The following is a 14,937-nucleotide window of genomic DNA, read 5'->3' on the forward strand; positions in this document are numbered from 1 at the left end:
TCTAGCTCCCGGCCAGCTCGGCCACCTTTCGGACGGCCGCCTCCAACGCATAGTTCGCGTCGGCGGCGGCGCCCTTGACGTCTGCGTTGAGTGCCGCGACGGTTCGCATGGCCTCCGCGACGGAATCCCGCGACCACCGCCTGGCCTGCTTCTGCGCCTTCTGCACGCGCCACGGCGGCATGCCGAGCTCTCCGGCCAACCGGTAGGGATCACCCGACAGCGGGCCCACCCTGGCAATCGCGTGCACGGCCTCGGCCAACGCGTCGGCCAGGACCACGTGCGGCTCCCCCGCGATCATCGCCCAGCGCAGCGCCTCGGCCGCGCCCGAGACGTCGCCGGTCACCGCCTTGTCGGCGATGTCGAACCCCTTCACCTCCGCCTTGCCGCTGTGGTACTTGCGTACCGCGGCGGCGTCGACGGCACCATCGGTGTCCGCGACGAGTTGTGAACAGGCAGCGGCGAGTTCGCGGATGTCGGATCCCACGGCGTCGATGACCGCGGTCACCGTGTCGTCACCCACCTTGACCTTGAGTGCCCGGAACTCGCGGCGGACGAAGTCGGCCCTGTCGCCGTGCTTGGTGATCTTGGCGCACGAATGAACCTCGGCGCCAAGGTTCTTCAACTGATCGGCCAGCGCCTTGGCCCGGCCCGCGCCCGAATGCACGACGACCAACACGGTGCCAGGCTGCAGATCCGCGGCGGCGTTGGCGACGAGGGCAGCGGCGTCCTTGCCCGCTTCTCCCGCCGCCTCGAGGACCACCACCCGCTCGTCCGCGAACAGCGACGGGCTCAGCAATTCGGCGAGTTCGTTGGTGCTGACCTCACCCGCCCGCATGCGGTCGACGGGCACGTCGGCCGTGCCCGCCTGCTTGCGCGCGGCTCGCAGGACCTCGGCAATGGCTCGTTCGACGAGCAGGTCTTCATCACCCAGCACGAGGTGCAGTTGGCTCACCCGTCGATCGTGTCACGGCCCACCGACGGCCCCGACACCGTGTCCGTCCCCGTGGCCCGCGATCGTCCACGCCATCAGACCCGCGAGAGCGGCTGCCACCACCAGGCGCCCGGCGCGCAGCCGCCACACCCCGACCGCGACGATGGCGGCACCGGCCACGGTGAGCACTCCCACCAGGCCCGACGGCGTGGGGACCACACCGCCCGGCACCGCCGCCGCCACGTCCGCGACCCGCATCAACCACCACAGCTCGGGTCCGGTGAAACGGATCACCAATCGTGCGACGGCCGGGATCGACGTCGACAGCACCGCGGCCATGGTGCCGAGAATCGTGATCGGCGCAATCACCACGGCGACAAGCAGATTGGCGGCAATCGAGACCACGCTGAAGGTGCCCGACAGCCCGGCGACCAACGGCGCCGTGACGAGTTGAGCGGCGGTCGCGACGCTGACTGCCGCCGCCAGCGGCTCTGGCCAGCCGCGCTCGGTGAGTCGCCGTGCCCACCCGGGCGCGACGACCACCAGCGCCGCCGTCGCGGACACCGACAACGCGAACCCGAGGTCCACGGCCAGCTCGGGCGAGCCGACCATCAGGACCAGCACGCTGGCCGCCAGCGCAGGGATGGCCTGGCGGCGCCGCCGCGACACCACCGCGAACAGTGCGATGGCACCCATCACCGCGGCCCGCAGCACACTCGCGGAGGGCTGGACGACGATGACGAACGCCACCAACGCCACGGCGGCAAGCGCGACGGCCAACCGGGGTCCCACCAGCCCCGCCGTCAACAGGACCGCGCCGCACACGATCGTGACGTTGGCGCCCGAGACGGCCGTCAAATGGGTCAGCCCCGCGCTACGGAACTCGGCCACCGTCACACCGTCCAGCGCGGTCGTGTCACCGAGGACCAACGCGGGCAGCATCGCCGCCTGGTCGGCGGGCAGCGCTGCCCTGGCGGCATCGGCAAACCGAGCCCGCACCGCGCCCGCCGCGCGCTGCACGACGCTGGCCGTGCCCAGAGTGGGTGCGCCGGTGGCCGTGAGGACGGCGACGGTGAGGTCCTGGCGCGTCGGGCGTCCGACGTCTGCACGAAACCGCGCGGGGCGGCCCGCGCTCACGTCGCCGAAGTCGACCGCCGATGCGAACACCACGACGCGGCCGGTCATCGGCAGTCCGTCGAACGATTGCAACGTGCCCCGGAACAGCAATCTGGTGCCTGCCAGGAAGCGTGGCGATTCGGTTGGGGTGACGACGACGCCGGCCGTCGCCCCGAAGTGCGCCGAAATGGGATGGTGGCGCACGTCGTTCACCCTGAGCCCGACGGACAGGGCGAACGCCACGCCAACCGTTGCCACCGCCACGACGGCGGGCCATCGCGGTGGCGGCGTCGACGGTTCGCCGCCACGCCACCACCGGTACGTCACCATCGCCACGATCATCGCGACCGCCATCGCGGCGACCACCGCGAACACGGCGGCGATGGGACCCCAGACGATTCCCGCCGCCGTGACCACCCAGCTGGTCAGCGCGGCGGGGACGAGCCGCAGGTCGGTCGCCCGGTGATCCATCAGGAGCCGGCAAGACCGGTCACACCTGAACCAGTTCGCGCAGCTTCGCCAGCCGGGCCGGTCCGATGCCGTCCACCTCGCCCAGTTGATCCACCCCGGCGAACCGTCCGTTGGCCTCACGCCAGGCGACTATCGCGGCCGCCGTCACGGGACCAACGCCGGGCAGGGTGTCGAGCTCCTCTGCCGTCGCGGTGTTCAGATTGATCAAACCGCCTGCCGGCGCCGATGTTTCATCCATCGACGGCGCGGGTTGCGACTCCTCCGGCGGTGCCGTGGTCGAGCTGCCCAACGCCGGTGGGGAGCCCGGCGGCGCCGCAATGCCGACGACGATCTGCTCGCCGTCGCCGACCCTGCGGGCCATGTTGAGCCCGACGAGATCGGCACCGTCGAGCGTGCCCCCTGCGGCGGTCAACGCATCGGCGATGCGAGCGCCCGGCTCCAGCGTCACCAGGCCGGGCTGATGGACCAGGCCCACCACGCTGACCACGACGGGCGCGTCGGCCCCGGCCGCGACCGGAGTGGGCGCCTGGGACGAAACCATCTCGACGGGAGGGAGTTTGGCCGACATCACGGTCGGTGTGTCGTCCCGCATCAAGGTGAACACCGTCACCAGGACCGCGATGGCTCCCACCGCACCCAGTCCGATCACCCCCGCTCGCCCCGGATCGGCTCTAACGGCGGCAAGCCAACCGGGTGCCCCGCCCGTGGGGGCTTCGGGCAACCATCGCGACAGTGACGTGTCGGATTCCTCACCGTCGGTCGAGTCACCGTCGGTCGAGGCACCATTGTTCGAGTCGCCATCGGTCGAGGCGTCCTCGCCATCGTGGCGGCGGGCACCGAGGCGGCGCTCGACCCGGTCGACTGGTCGTTCGGTTCGCATGCCGCGACGTTAGATCCGGGAGGGGACCATGCGGCCCCGTCGTCAGGCCTACGTGCCTTGGGTGTGGATGGATCTCGGTCTGTGGATGAATCAGATCCGGTGGACTCAACCGTGCGCGACCAGCACGGAGAACCCGAGTCGGTCGTCCTGCTCGGTGACGACGTAGGTGATCGTCGGGGCGTCGACCTCGGATCCGTTCTCGGCGTACCTGGATTCGAGCGCACGGACGGCCAGCGGCATGCTCCGATCATGCCAAACGGTGGACATCTGGCGAATAGTGTCGACGGCATGAGCACGAGCACCGACCGACCGCTGCGGCTGATTCAGTGGACCACCGGCAACATCGGCAAGCGGTCGTTGCACGCCATCATCGGCCGCACCGACATGGAGCTGGTCGGGGTCTACGCCCATGGTGCGGACAAGGTGGGAACCGACGCCGCCGAGCTTGCCGACTGGCCCGAGCCCACCGGGGTGACGGCCACCGACGACATCGACGCGTTGATCGCGTTGCGGCCGGACGCCTGCTGCTACAACCCCCTGTGGCCGGACGTCGACGACCTGGTCAGGCTGCTCGAGGCTGGCATCAACGTCTGCTCGAGTGCGGCCTGGATCACCGGCGGAAAGCAGACCCCTCAAGACCGCGAACGAATCGAAAAGGCCTGCCTGGCAGGGAAGTCCAGCATCTTCGGCAGCGGCGCCCATCCGGGCATGACCAACATGGTTGGCATGGTGCTGTCCGGAGCGTGCGAGAAGGTCGACGAGATCCGCATCACCGAGTCGGTCGACTGCTCGACCTACGAGTCCGCAGGCACCCAGTCCGCCATGGGGTTCGGCCGGGATCCAGAAACCCCGGATCTCGCCGAGAGCGTGCGTAGGGAGAGCGAGGTGTTCGCGGAGTCGGCAGCCATGATGGCCGACGCCATTGGCGCGAAGCTCGACCGGTTGACGTTCGACGTCCAGTTCACCGCGGCGACCGGCGACAGCGACCTCGGCTTCATGCAGATCCCCAAGGACACCGTCGGCGGAGTCTACGGCTACCACCGCGGCTGGGTCGGCGACAAGAACGTCGTCAGCGTCGGATTCAACTGGACGATGGGTTCCCACGTCACCCCACCCAAGCCGTTGGAGCACGGACACGTCATTCAGGTCTTCGGCGTCCCCAACATGCGTACCGTGCTGCACTGTCTGCCGCCGAAGGACTGGGCAGAGCCCGGTTTCATGGGGCTCGGGATGATCTACACCGCGATGCCGGTGACGAACGCGGTGCCCGCCGTGGTCGCCGCGGCGCCGGGGATCGTCACACTGAAGGATCTACCACCGGTGACGGGACGCTCGCCGGTCTGACCGCCAGCGCCGTGACTCCCACGGCCGCGACGATGAGGAAGGCCGTTCTGGCCGAGGTCATTTCGACCAGAGCTCCGACCGCCGGTGCGCCGAGGGCCTGCCCAGCGGCGATCACGAAGAAGGACAACCCGACGCCGAACGACGCGCCGTCCGGATAGACGCGGATGGCCCACAGCAACAGTAGGCCGGTCAGCGCGATGTAGGCCGCCCCGAAGACTCCCGCGGCGGCCACCACGGCGACGGCGACGTCCGGGCACACCGCATACACCAGCGTCGCGGCCGTCATCGAGGCGATGCCCACCCGCCAGGCGCTGGCGAGTCCGAGCCGCTGTACCGCGTCGCCGCCGAAGGCACCGGCGATTCCCGCCGCGCCGAGCACCGTCCAGGCCACGACGGACGTGGTGTCTCCCAGGCCGTCGGTAAGCGTGCGGCCGAAGTTCCACACCGCCACACTGCCGAGCCCGGTCAGCAGTGACGCGGCGACAAGGCCGGCGGTCCCAGCCCGCCAGGCGTGGTCCGGCACTGGCCTGTCGGCCGTTCCCGCCGATGGCGGTATCGCGCGGGCCACCACGAGCGTCACGACTGCGGCGATCGCGGCCATGACGGCCCAGGCAAGGCGCCATTGCCCGAACAGGAACAGGGCGATCGGCGCCGTCAACACCACCCCGACTCCGGTGCCCGCATTGACCACGGTCTGGGCGCGGTCCCGAACGTCGGAGCGCACCCACCTCGCCACCGCAGCGGCCAGTGGCGGCGAGGCGATACCGGTGCTGCTACCCGCGACCAGCACTCCGGCGGCGAGAACGAATGCCGACGGCGCCACGGCCACCAGTGAGATTCCCAGCGTCGCAACGATTCCCGCGGCGACCGCGACACGTCGGGCGCCCATCCGCTCGGTGAGCACGCTGCTGGCGACGATGGCGACGCAGTACCCCACGTAACTTCCCGACCCGATCGCACCGACCACCGTCGGCGTCAGCGCGAATTCCTCGGACAGCGCCGGCGTGAACAGGGCATAGGCGAAGCGGGCGAAACCGTAGCAGCAGGCGATCAGGAGCGTTCCCGCACTGATCAAGTAGAACGATCGTTTCACTCTGTTAGATTGGCACGGTGTCCGCCCCGCGGCAACCCGCACGCGTCCGGCTGCTGAAGGCCGCCGGCGAACTGTTCTACGAGCACGGCATCACGGCCACCGGTGTCGACGCGGTGATCGAGCGGGCCGGGGTCGCGACGGGCTCGCTCTACAAGAACTTCTCCGGCAAGGACGATCTGGTCACGGCGTATCTCGCCGACCGCGATCAGCGGTGGCGCGACGTCTGGGAGTCGGCCATCGCTGCCGCACAGGACCCCGTCGAGCGGGTGCTGGCGATCTTCGTGGCCACCGACCGGTGGTATCGGGAGACCGGCGTCGTACGCGGTTGCGCCCACGTCGCGGCCGCCAATCAGCTGCCGCCGCACCATCCTGGACTCGCCGTGGCGGCCGACCACAAGCGACACGTGATCGAACGGTTGACCACGCTGATAGCCGCAACCGACGCCGTGGACCCCGCAGGCACGGCCCAAGACATCGCCCTGCTCTACGACGGCATGCTCAGTGCGATGGCCATCCCCATCAGCGCGGACCCCGTCGCTCGCGCCATTCGGTTGGCCCGCGTCGTGCTCACCGATGGCCCAGGCGGCGAGCCAGCTCCGGCACGCCGGGGCCATCGAGGTCGCGCAGCGCGGCGGCTCGGCCCGCCATGATCATCAGCAGTGCCTCGCCGGGGCCCCGCACCTCCGGCCCCTTGCCGTAGCTCCAGTCCAGGTCGGTGGCGATCAGACGCAGTCCCCTGGCCTGCCAGGCGCCGCGGATGGTCGGTGCGTACCGGACGAAGTTCAGCGCGACGCCAAGGCGCTGGTGCGGGATGGTGCGCGGTGCGCCCAGTGGCCGTCGGATGTCCTGCTGGTGAATCATGTTGTCGGTCAACGCGATCCGACCACCAAACCCCGCACCGAGCCCGTGCGGTTCGGCATTGTCGCGGAGCATCGCGACGATGTCGTCGGTCGACCGATCCGCAAGGTCGGCGACGGCGAGGGCATTGATGCGGTCCGTCTGCAACCGGCCCTTGAGGAATCGGGACACCAGACCGCGGGGTGGGACACCCTCGAAGCTCACGCAGTGGGCCGCGACGTCGCGTACCGACCAGCCGTCGCACAGCGACGGGCTGGACCACTGCTCGGGCAAGAGGCCGGCCAGGTAGTCGGCGAAACCCTCCCGCTCGGCTCGCGCCAACTCCAGATACGTCACAGGAGCTCCTCAGTCGTCCACCGTCACGCACACCCCGACGGCACCGCCGCCGACGTGCACCGACAGCACCGGCCCCATGTCGGTGATCGACAGCGAGACCACCTGCGGCAGGCGCGAAGTCAGTGCGGCCCCGATCTCGTCGGCCGCGTCGTGATTGTCGACGTGATGTACCGCGATCTGCGCCCCCCGCTCGCCCACCACGCCAACCACCTCGTCGATCAGCGCGGCGTGCGCCTTCGACGTCGTGCGGATCCGCTGGCTCAGCACCAGGCGGCCGTCGACGTCCAGGCACAGCAGCGGTTTGAGTGACAGGGCCGTGCCCAACCACGATGCGGCCGTGCCGATCCGGCCGCTGCGACGGAGATTGTCGAGGCGGTGTACGACGATGAACGCACGTCCACGCGTCACGGCCGCCCGCGCGGAGGCCTCGACGGCGTCGAGGTCGCCGCGGGCCGCGGCTGCGCGTGCCGCTGCCAGCGCCACAAAGCCGACACCGGCCGCCGCCGAGCGCGAGTTCACTACGCGGACAGCGGAACTGAACTCTCGCGACGCGGCCACCGCGGAGCTGAACGTGCTCGACAAAGCTGCCGACAGATGCACGGCGACGACGCCGTCGCCCCCACTGTCGGCCAGCGCCTTGCGGTAGGTCTCGGTGAGGGCGGCCGGCGTTGCCCCCGCGGTCGTCGCGTGGGCGTCATCGTGAACGTCATGGGGAACCTCGTCGACCCCGTCGAGTAGATCGGCGCCGTCAACGAGCACGTGCAGCGGCACCTGTCGTATTCCCCACCGCTGCAACTCATCCGGAAGCAGACGTGACGACGAATCGGTGACCACCATGACAGCCATGCTCAGGCGCCGGCGTCCACGGCGGTCACGCCGGCTTCTGCGAGGCCCTTCAGCATCAGATCGGCAACCGCCCGGTGTGCCTCGAAGTTCCAGTGGATGCCGTCGGGATTGCCCCGCCCGCTCATCACCTCGTCGCCGACCGCGGCCTTCAGGTCGACGATGGGAACATCGTGCCGCTCCCCCCATTCGGTGATGGCGGCGGCCGTTGCGTCCCGCCAGCGGTGCGACTTGCCGTAGCTCTGCGCGACGTGCACCGACGGGATGGACGCCACCTGCGGGATGCCGGGACGGTTGAAGTCGATTGCCGCGCGGGTCTGTTCGAGATACTCCACGCTGAGGTGTGGGGGAAGCGCCGGTCGCGCGACGGGCGATAGCCGCGGCTGCAGCCATCCGTAACCGTCACGCACCAGGCGGCGCAACCACGGCGGCCGGACGTACCGGATCAGCTCGCGCAGCGCGGTCGGCAGCGGCGATGGGAGCGAGTCCATGCCCGACGTCGCGAAGATCACCGCGCCCGCCCTTGGCAACGACGCCCACGATCGAGGATCCTGGATCGCGGCCCACCACACGTCGCGACAGGTCCAGCCGATCTTGCCGATCAGTTCGAGATCCCAATGCAGTTGGGAAGCAACGATATTGGGCCAGATGCGCGGGTCATCGGCGGGCAGTCCGCCGGTGGGGCCGTAGTACGACAGCGAGTCGCAGAAGACCAGCAAGGTCCTGCGGGGTTCGCTAGAGGACATCGTTGGCGACCTGCGCAGAAGCGTTCCACACGTCGAGCCGCCATCGGACGTCCTCGGGCGCCGCATCGTCGTCGGAGTGTCCGGACAGTTGCACCCAGCTCGCATTCCCCATGCCGCCGAGCACCGGCCAGTTGTCCACCGGCAGAGCCAACAGCGCAGCCGTGAGCGCGGCGATCAGGCCGCCGTGGGCGACCAGGACCACGGGCCGGTCCGAGGCATCGCCTCCCCCTGCCGAACCCCACTCGGCGAGTTCGGTGATGAGTTCGTCGACCACCGGTGTGCTGCGCTCGGCCACGTCGACCCGGCTCTCGCCGCCGTGGGGTGCCCACCGCGCGTCGTCCCGCCAGGCGAGTCGCGCGCCGGGAGCAACACCGTCCACCTCGAGGTGCGTCAGACCCTGCCAGTCCCCGAGATGGGTTTCCCGAAGCCGGGTGTCGACCGCGACGGGTAGTCCGGCCCGCTCGGCAAGCGTTGTCGCCGTGTCGAGGGCGCGGCGAAGGTCCGACGACACGATCACCAGCGGCTGACGCTTGGCCAGCACCTCTGCCGCGTGGGCGGCCTGCTCACGCCCCAGATCGGTCAGATCGGTGTCGAGCTGGCCCTGCATGCGGCTGCCTGCGTTCCAATCGGTCTGGCCGTGCCGCAGCAGTACGAGTCGGCGAACCCTCATAGTCGAATCCTCAAAGCCCTGAATCCCTGCCGTCGAGGTCCACCGGCACCAGCGGGCAATCCCGCCACAGCCGGTCAAGGGCGTAGAAATTGCGCTCGTCCTGGTGCTGGACGTGGACGACGATGTCGACGTAGTCGAGCAGCACCCACCGGCCCTCGCGGGTGCCCTCGCGGCGGGCTGGCTTGTAACCCGCCACCCGCATCTTCTCCTCGACGTCGTCCACGATCGCATTGACCTGGCGGTCGTTGTTCGCCGACGCGACCACGAAGCAGTCGGTGATGACGAGCTGATCGGACACGTCGATGACCACGACGTCGTCGGCCAGCTTGGCCGACGCCGCCTGGGCCGCGACCGTGGCCATGTGGATGGCCTCGTCTGTTGCCGTCATGGATTGCTACCTCTCGCCGCGAGGGCATTGGCGGGATACAGGCCGCGCTTGGTCACGTACTGCACGACGCCGTCGGGTACCAGGTACCAGATCGGTCGTCCGAGCTCGGCGCGCCTCCGGCAGTCGCTGGAGGAGATCGCCAGCGCAGGCACCTCGACGAGCTGCAGCGCACCGTCCGGCAGCTCCTTCATCGCCGCCTCGATGTGTTCACCGTCGAGTTCGTAGCCGGGACGGCTGACACCCACGAACCGTGCCATCGAGAACAGGTCCTCCCAGTTCTGCCAGGACAGGATCGAACCGAGGGCGTCCGCACCCGTGATGAAGTACAGGTCGGCGTCGGGGTTCAGTGCCCCGAGGTCGCGAAGCGTGTCCTTGGTGTAGGTCGGCCCACCTCGGTCGATGTCGACCCTGCTGACCGAGAATCGCGGGTTGGCGGCCGTCGCGATGACGGTCATCAGGTACCGGTCCTCGGCTGCGGTGACGGCGCGTTCGCGCTTCTGCCACGGTTGACCGGTGGGGACGAACACGACCTCGTCGAGTTCGAAGAGATCGGCGACCTCGCTCGCCGCGACGAGGTGACCATGGTGAATGGGGTCGAACGTCCCGCCCATCACGCCCAGCCTGCGTCGAGTCACGATTAGGCAGCTTACGGGAGTTCAGACGGGCAGCAGTTGGTCGATCACCGCGGCGAGCTGCTTGGCCGATCGGCACTCGTGCATGGCGATGACGCCCTCGTACCGCGGCACGGCCGAATCCCCGCTACCCCACAGGTGCTTGGGTTCGGGGTTGAGCCAGTGGGCATGACGGCTTGCCGTCACCATGTGGGTGAGCAGGTCGACTTCCGGGTTGCGGTAGTTGTTCCGGCCGTCGCCAAGCACCAGCAGCGAGCTCCGCGGCGACAGCACGGTGGGGTACTTCTCCAGGAACGACACGAACGCGTGCCCATAGTCGGAGTGCCCGTCGCGGGTGTAGACACCCGCCTCGCGGGTGATCCGCTGCACCGCGACCGCCAGGTCGGAGTCGGGACCGAACATCTCGGTGACCTCGTCGGTGGTGTCGATGAAGGCGAACACCCGCACCCGGGAGAACTGCTGACGCAACGCGTGGACCAACAGCAGCGTGAAGTGGCTGAAGCCGGCGACGGAGCCGGAGACGTCGCACAGCACGACGAGCTCGGGCCGCGCCGGGTGCGGTTTCTTGAGCACGACGTCGATGGGCACGCCACCGGTGGACATCGACTTGCGTAGCGTCTTGCGCAGATCGATCTCACCGGCCCGTGACCGCCTGCGCCTGGCGGCCAGCCGTGAGGCCAGGGTGCGGGCCAGCGGCGCGACGACCCGACGCATGTTGCGCAACTGCTCCCCGGATGCCCGGAGGAACTCGACGTTCTCCGACAGCTGCGGGATGCCGTACGTCTGGACGTGGTCACGACCGAGTTGCTCGGCGGTGCGCCGCTTGGTTTCGGCCTCCACCATCCGACGCAGCTGCGAAATGCGTCTGGAGGCAATGGCCTTGGCGATCTGTTCCTGGGTGGGCGTCGGCTCGTCGCCATAGGGCGCCAGCAAGCCGGCGAGAAGCTTGCCCTCCAGCTCGTCGAGCGCCATCGCCTTGAGGGCCTGATACGACGAGTACGAGGGCCCGCGGCTGGAGCTGTAGCGGCCAAAGGCCTCGACGATCTGGGCGATCATCGCCGCCAGCCGGTCGTCGACACTGCCGGCGTCCTCCTCGCCGGAGAGCATGTCGACGAGCGCGGCCCGCAGGGCTTCGATGTCCGGCGGCTCCCCACCGGGGTCTCCGCCCTCGCCCGTTTCGTCGTCCTCCACCACGGTGCGCGAACCGAGCGCCGCGGGGAACCACAGGTCGAACAGCGCGTCGTAGGTGTCACGGTGATCGGCACGCCGCAGCACCGCGCACGCCAGTCCCTCTCGCAGCACCTCACGGTCGCCGAGACCGAGCACCGTCATCACCCGACCTGCGTCGACCGTCTCGGACGGTCCCACCGCGATGCCAACCCCGCGCAGTGCTTCGACGAACCCCACCAGGTGCCCCGGGATCCCGTGCGGGGCAAGGGGTTGCGCGGGGCGCGTCCGGCGGGCGGGCATCAGTTGAGCCTCAACTCACCGCTCGCCTTCACCTGGTCCGACTGGTGTTTGAGAACCACTCCCAGTGTCGCGGCGATCATCTCGTCGTCGATGGTGTCCATACCGAGGGCAAGCACGGTGCGGCCCCAGTCGATGGTCTCGGCAACCGACGGCACCTTCTTGAGCTGCATGCCGCGGAGGACGCCGACGATGCGCACCAACTCCGATGCGAGCTTCTCCGGCAGCTCGGGCACCCGCGACAGCAGGATGCGCCGCTCGAGGTCGGCGTCGGGAAAGTCGATGTGCAGGAACAGACAACGACGCTTGAGTGCCTCCGACAGCTCCCGGGTCGCATTCGAGGTCAGCAGCACGAACGGCGTGCGCGTCGCGGTGATCGTGCCCAGCTCCGGCACGGTGACCGCGAAGTCGGAAAGCACTTCCAGTAGAAGGCCTTCGATCTCGATGTCGGCCTTGTCGGTCTCGTCGATCAAGAGCACGGTCGGATCGGTGCGCCGGATGGCCGTCAGCAGCGGCCGCTGCAACAGGAACTCCTCGCTGAAGACGTCCATCTTGGTCTGGTCCCAGTCACCGCCGGCGGAGCCGGCACTGGCGGACTGGATCCGCAGGATCTGCTTGGCGTGGTTCCACTCGTACAGTGCGCGGGCCTCGTCGACGCCCTCATAGCACTGCAGCCGCACCAGGCCGGAGCCGGTGCACTGAGCAACGGCGCGCGCCAGTTCGGTCTTGCCGACGCCTGCTGGCCCTTCGACCAGCAGGGGCTTGCCGAGTCGGTCAGCGAGGAAGACCGCCGTGGCAGTGGCGGTGTCGGGCAGGTAGCCCGTCTCGGCGAGCCGGTTGGCCACGTCGTCGATGTCGGTGAACAGCGGCGCGGGGCGTGCGGGGACACTCATGGGGTGGCGCTCTCCTTGGCTGGATGGCGAGGCTAGGCTGGGCGGGTCTGGCCGTCTCCCCACACGATCCACTTGGTCGACGTCAACTCCGGGAGCCCCATCGGGCCCCTGGCATGCAATTTCTGGGTGGAGATTCCGATCTCGGCACCGAAACCGAACTGCTCCCCGTCGGTGAACGCGGTCGATGCGTTCACCATCACGGCGGCGGCGTCCACCTGTTCGGTGAAGCGTTGCGCGGCAGCCAGATTCGTCGTGACAATCGCCTCGGTGTGCCCCGTGCCGTACTCATTGACGTGTGCGACCGCGGCATCGACGTCCGCCACCACGGCCACGGCGATGTCCATCGAGAGGAACTCGGCACGGAGTTCCTCCTCGGTCGCATCGAGGTGGACCGTCACGCCCGCGTTCTGCAACGCGTTGACCAATCTGGGCAGCGCGTGGTCGGCGATCGAGGCATCGACGAGCAGCGTTTCGGCGGCGTTGCACACGCTCGGACGACGAGTCTTGGCGTTCAACAGAATTCGCTCCGCGACGTCCAGATCGGCGGCCTCGTGGACGTACACGTGACAGTTGCCGACGCCGGTCTCGATGGTGGGCACGGTGGCATCGCGTACCACTGCATCGATCAAACCCGCTCCCCCGCGGGGGATCACGACGTCCACCAGGCCGCGGGCCTGGATCAGGTGCGTGACGGTGGACCGGTCGACACTGGGCAGCAACTGGACGGCGTCCTCCGGCAACCCTTCGCCGAGCAGCGCGACCCGAAGGGCAGCGACGAGCGCCTCGTTGGACCTGGCCGCCGACGAACTGCCCCGCAGCAGCGCCGCGTTGCCGGACTTCAACGTCAACCCGAAGGCGTCGACGGTGACGTTGGGCCTGCCCTCGTAGACCATCCCCACGACGCCGAGCGGCACGCGCTGCTGCCGGATCTGCAGCCCGTTGGCCAGCGTGCGACCGCGGAGCACCTCACCGACGGGGTCCGGCAGTCCGGCGACCTGCCGCAGTCCCGCCGCGATGCCGTCGACGCGCTGCGGGTTGAGCGCAAGTCGATCCAGCATGGCCTCCGGGGTGCCCGCAGCCCGTGCGACATCCAGATCGGCGGCGTTGGCGGCCAAGACCTCGTGGACGCGAGCCAGGACGGAGTCGGCCGCCGCATGCAGCGCGCGATCCTTGGCTGCGGTGGTCAGGGAGCCCAGGGTTCTGGCCGCGAACCGCGCCCGGCGGGCCGCATCGTGGACCTGCGTGCGCAGGTCACCCGCCCGAGCATCGTCCCGGGTCGCTTCGCTCCTGCCCTCCGAAAGCGCTTCCACACTCATTGGACCAGCGTAACGAGCTATCCCGGGTATGGACCGGCCGGGCTACCGTACGAGCGTGACTCGAGTCTGTGTGGTCGGCAGCGTGAATCTCGACCAGTCCTTCACCGTGGACGTGTTGCCCCGGCCCGGCGAGACCGTGCTCGCCTCCGGCTTGTCGGCGGCTCCGGGCGGCAAGGGCGGCAACCAGGCCGTCGCCGCGTCCCGCGCGGGCGCCTCGGTGCGTCTGGTCGCAGCGCTCGGCGACGACGCCGCGGCGGACCGGCTGCGCGACCATCTCCGCGAGAACGGCGTCGAGGTGGACGGCGTGCTGTCGGTGCCGGGGCCAAGCGGCGCCGCGGCGATCGTCGTCGACTCCGGGGCCGAGAACACCATCGTGGTGGCGCCCGGCGCCAACGCGCATCTGTCGATGGCCTCGGCGGCCACGCGGCGCATCGTCGCCGACGCCGAGGTGGTCCTGCTGCAGTTGGAGATACCGCTTGACACCGTTCTCGCCGCCGCCCGCATCGGTCGTCAGGCCGGCGCGGTGGTGATGTTGAACGCCTCCCCGGCGGGTGCCGACAGCGCGGCGCTGGCGGAGATCGCCAAGGAGTCCGACGTCGTCGTGGTCAACGAGTCCGAGGCTGCCGAATGGCGTTGGGCCGTACCACATCTGGTGACCACCCGGGGCGCGGAGGGGGCGACTTACGCCGGGCCGGACGGCATCGAGATCATGGTGGGCGCCCCCGCCGTCGACGCGGTCGACACGACCGGTGCCGGTGACGTGTTCGCGGGCGTGCTCGCCGCGGACTGGCTCGGCGGCCAGGAGTATGCCTTGCGCCGGGCGTGCGCAGCAGGTGCGCTCGCGACGCTGGTGCGGGGCGCGGGTGACTGCGCGCCCGACCGGGAGGCCATCGACGAGGCGTCGGCGGAGGCGACGGGTCAGCGCGGCGTCGAGGCGCAGTAGTCGGCAGTAG

General features: G+C 69.5%; 17 protein-coding genes. 3 read left to right on the forward strand and 14 right to left on the reverse strand.

Annotated features, from left to right (window positions below):
• Position 1 precedes the first annotated feature (1 nt).
• From holA to ABW137_RS05560, 4 genes are all read right to left on the reverse strand, one after another.
• Entirely contained in the window at positions 2-943 is a 942-nt protein-coding gene (gene holA / locus ABW137_RS05545; protein WP_526397818.1) for a DNA polymerase III subunit delta, read from the reverse strand.
• Positions 944-964: 21 nt separating this feature from the next.
• The gene (locus ABW137_RS05550) at positions 965-2,518 is read right to left on the reverse strand and encodes a ComEC/Rec2 family competence protein (protein ID WP_526397698.1); all 1,554 of its coding nucleotides are present in this window, start codon (positions 2,516-2,518) and stop codon (positions 965-967) included.
• A gap of 19 nt (positions 2,519-2,537) precedes the next feature.
• Positions 2,538-3,398 carry a ComEA family DNA-binding protein gene (locus ABW137_RS05555; RefSeq protein WP_526397700.1) on the reverse strand — a complete coding sequence of 287 codons (861 nt, stop codon included), beginning with the start codon at positions 3,396-3,398 and terminating at the stop codon, positions 2,538-2,540.
• Positions 3,399-3,503: 105 nt separating this feature from the next.
• Positions 3,504-3,638, reverse strand: coding sequence for a hypothetical protein (locus tag ABW137_RS05560; RefSeq protein ID WP_526397702.1), 135 nt, complete (start codon positions 3,636-3,638; stop codon positions 3,504-3,506).
• A gap of 48 nt (positions 3,639-3,686) precedes the next feature.
• Here ABW137_RS05560 and ABW137_RS05565 point away from each other — a divergent pair, with 48 nt between their 5' ends.
• Positions 3,687-4,742, forward strand: a complete 1,056-nt coding sequence (locus ABW137_RS05565; RefSeq protein WP_526397704.1) for an NAD(P)H-dependent amine dehydrogenase family protein — start codon at positions 3,687-3,689, stop codon at positions 4,740-4,742.
• Here the strand turns inward: ABW137_RS05565 and ABW137_RS05570 are convergent.
• Positions 4,696-5,835: an MFS transporter gene (locus ABW137_RS05570; RefSeq protein WP_526397706.1), complete on the reverse strand. Its 1,140-nt coding sequence runs from the start codon at positions 5,833-5,835 to the stop codon at positions 4,696-4,698. The two genes, ABW137_RS05565 and ABW137_RS05570, sit on opposite strands and share 47 nt — an antisense overlap.
• A gap of 17 nt (positions 5,836-5,852) precedes the next feature.
• Between ABW137_RS05570 and ABW137_RS05575 the strand changes: the two genes are divergently transcribed.
• Complete coding sequence (locus ABW137_RS05575; protein WP_526397708.1) at positions 5,853-6,485, forward strand: TetR/AcrR family transcriptional regulator; 633 nt, start codon at positions 5,853-5,855, stop codon at positions 6,483-6,485.
• Here ABW137_RS05575 and ABW137_RS05580 read toward each other — a convergent pair.
• Genes ABW137_RS05580 through ABW137_RS05620 form a run of 9 tightly spaced genes read right to left on the reverse strand, consistent with a single transcriptional unit; the run spans position 6,403 to position 13,984 of the window.
• Complete coding sequence (locus ABW137_RS05580; protein WP_526397820.1) at positions 6,403-7,020, reverse strand: maleylpyruvate isomerase family mycothiol-dependent enzyme; 618 nt, start codon at positions 7,018-7,020, stop codon at positions 6,403-6,405. The two genes, ABW137_RS05575 and ABW137_RS05580, sit on opposite strands and share 83 nt — an antisense overlap.
• Before the next feature lie 18 nt (positions 7,021-7,038).
• Positions 7,039-7,875 carry a DegV family protein gene (locus ABW137_RS05585; RefSeq protein ID WP_526397710.1) on the reverse strand — a complete coding sequence of 279 codons (837 nt, stop codon included), beginning with the start codon at positions 7,873-7,875 and terminating at the stop codon, positions 7,039-7,041.
• A 2-nt stretch (positions 7,876-7,877) separates the two neighbouring features.
• On the reverse strand, positions 7,878-8,618 hold the full coding sequence (gene octT / locus ABW137_RS05590) for a diglucosylglycerate octanoyltransferase (protein ID WP_526397712.1): 741 nt from the start codon (positions 8,616-8,618) through the stop codon (positions 7,878-7,880).
• Positions 8,608-9,288, reverse strand: a complete 681-nt coding sequence (gpgP, locus tag ABW137_RS05595; RefSeq protein ID WP_526397714.1) for a glucosyl-3-phosphoglycerate phosphatase — start codon at positions 9,286-9,288, stop codon at positions 8,608-8,610. The genes octT and gpgP overlap by 11 nt, the downstream gene beginning before the upstream one ends.
• A 10-nt stretch (positions 9,289-9,298) precedes the next feature.
• Positions 9,299-9,676: a ribosome silencing factor gene (gene rsfS / locus ABW137_RS05600; protein WP_526397716.1), complete on the reverse strand. Its 378-nt coding sequence runs from the start codon at positions 9,674-9,676 to the stop codon at positions 9,299-9,301.
• Positions 9,673-10,296: a nicotinate-nucleotide adenylyltransferase gene (gene nadD / locus ABW137_RS05605; protein WP_526397822.1), complete on the reverse strand. Its 624-nt coding sequence runs from the start codon at positions 10,294-10,296 to the stop codon at positions 9,673-9,675. Before nadD ends, rsfS begins: the two co-directional genes overlap by 4 nt.
• A 36-nt stretch (positions 10,297-10,332) precedes the next feature.
• Positions 10,333-11,778: a vWA domain-containing protein gene (locus ABW137_RS05610; RefSeq protein WP_526397718.1), complete on the reverse strand. Its 1,446-nt coding sequence runs from the start codon at positions 11,776-11,778 to the stop codon at positions 10,333-10,335.
• The gene (locus ABW137_RS05615) at positions 11,778-12,668 is read right to left on the reverse strand and encodes an AAA family ATPase (RefSeq protein WP_526397720.1); all 891 of its coding nucleotides are present in this window, start codon (positions 12,666-12,668) and stop codon (positions 11,778-11,780) included. Before ABW137_RS05615 ends, ABW137_RS05610 begins: the two co-directional genes overlap by 1 nt.
• A gap of 32 nt (positions 12,669-12,700) precedes the next feature.
• A complete protein-coding gene (locus ABW137_RS05620; RefSeq protein WP_526397722.1) occupies positions 12,701-13,984 on the reverse strand; it encodes a glutamate-5-semialdehyde dehydrogenase in 1,284 nt (427 codons plus the stop codon).
• A gap of 28 nt (positions 13,985-14,012) precedes the next feature.
• Between ABW137_RS05620 and ABW137_RS05625 the strand changes: the two genes are divergently transcribed.
• Positions 14,013-14,927: a ribokinase gene (locus tag ABW137_RS05625; RefSeq protein WP_526397724.1), complete on the forward strand. Its 915-nt coding sequence runs from the start codon at positions 14,013-14,015 to the stop codon at positions 14,925-14,927.
• The last annotated feature ends 10 nt before the right edge of the window (positions 14,928-14,937 follow it).

The organism is Mycobacterium sp., from assembly GCF_040509115.1.
GTDB lineage: Bacteria > Actinomycetota > Actinomycetes > Mycobacteriales > Mycobacteriaceae > Mycobacterium.

Bases quoted from the DNA above. Each gene is read 5' to 3' on its own strand.
- ABW137_RS05610 (WP_526397718.1), bottom strand. From the start codon at position 11,778: ATGCCCGCCCGCCGGACGCGCCCCGCGCAACCCCTTGCCCCGCACGGG.
- ABW137_RS05560 (WP_526397702.1), bottom strand. From the start codon at position 3,638: ATGCCGCTGGCCGTCCGTGCGCTCGAATCCAGGTACGCCGAGAACGGA.
- ABW137_RS05585 (WP_526397710.1), bottom strand. From the start codon at position 7,875: ATGGCTGTCATGGTGGTCACCGATTCGTCGTCACGTCTGCTTCCGGAT.
- ABW137_RS05565 (WP_526397704.1), top strand. From the start codon at position 3,687: ATGAGCACGAGCACCGACCGACCGCTGCGGCTGATTCAGTGGACCACC.
- rsfS (WP_526397716.1), bottom strand. From the start codon at position 9,676: ATGACGGCAACAGACGAGGCCATCCACATGGCCACGGTCGCGGCCCAG.
- ABW137_RS05615 (WP_526397720.1), bottom strand. From the start codon at position 12,668: ATGAGTGTCCCCGCACGCCCCGCGCCGCTGTTCACCGACATCGACGAC.
- octT (WP_526397712.1), bottom strand. From the start codon at position 8,618: ATGTCCTCTAGCGAACCCCGCAGGACCTTGCTGGTCTTCTGCGACTCG.
- gpgP (WP_526397714.1), bottom strand. From the start codon at position 9,288: ATGAGGGTTCGCCGACTCGTACTGCTGCGGCACGGCCAGACCGATTGG.
- ABW137_RS05550 (WP_526397698.1), bottom strand. From the start codon at position 2,518: ATGGATCACCGGGCGACCGACCTGCGGCTCGTCCCCGCCGCGCTGACC.
- ABW137_RS05620 (WP_526397722.1), bottom strand. From the start codon at position 13,984: ATGAGTGTGGAAGCGCTTTCGGAGGGCAGGAGCGAAGCGACCCGGGAC.
- ABW137_RS05555 (WP_526397700.1), bottom strand. From the start codon at position 3,398: ATGCGAACCGAACGACCAGTCGACCGGGTCGAGCGCCGCCTCGGTGCC.
- ABW137_RS05625 (WP_526397724.1), top strand. From the start codon at position 14,013: ATGGACCGGCCGGGCTACCGTACGAGCGTGACTCGAGTCTGTGTGGTC.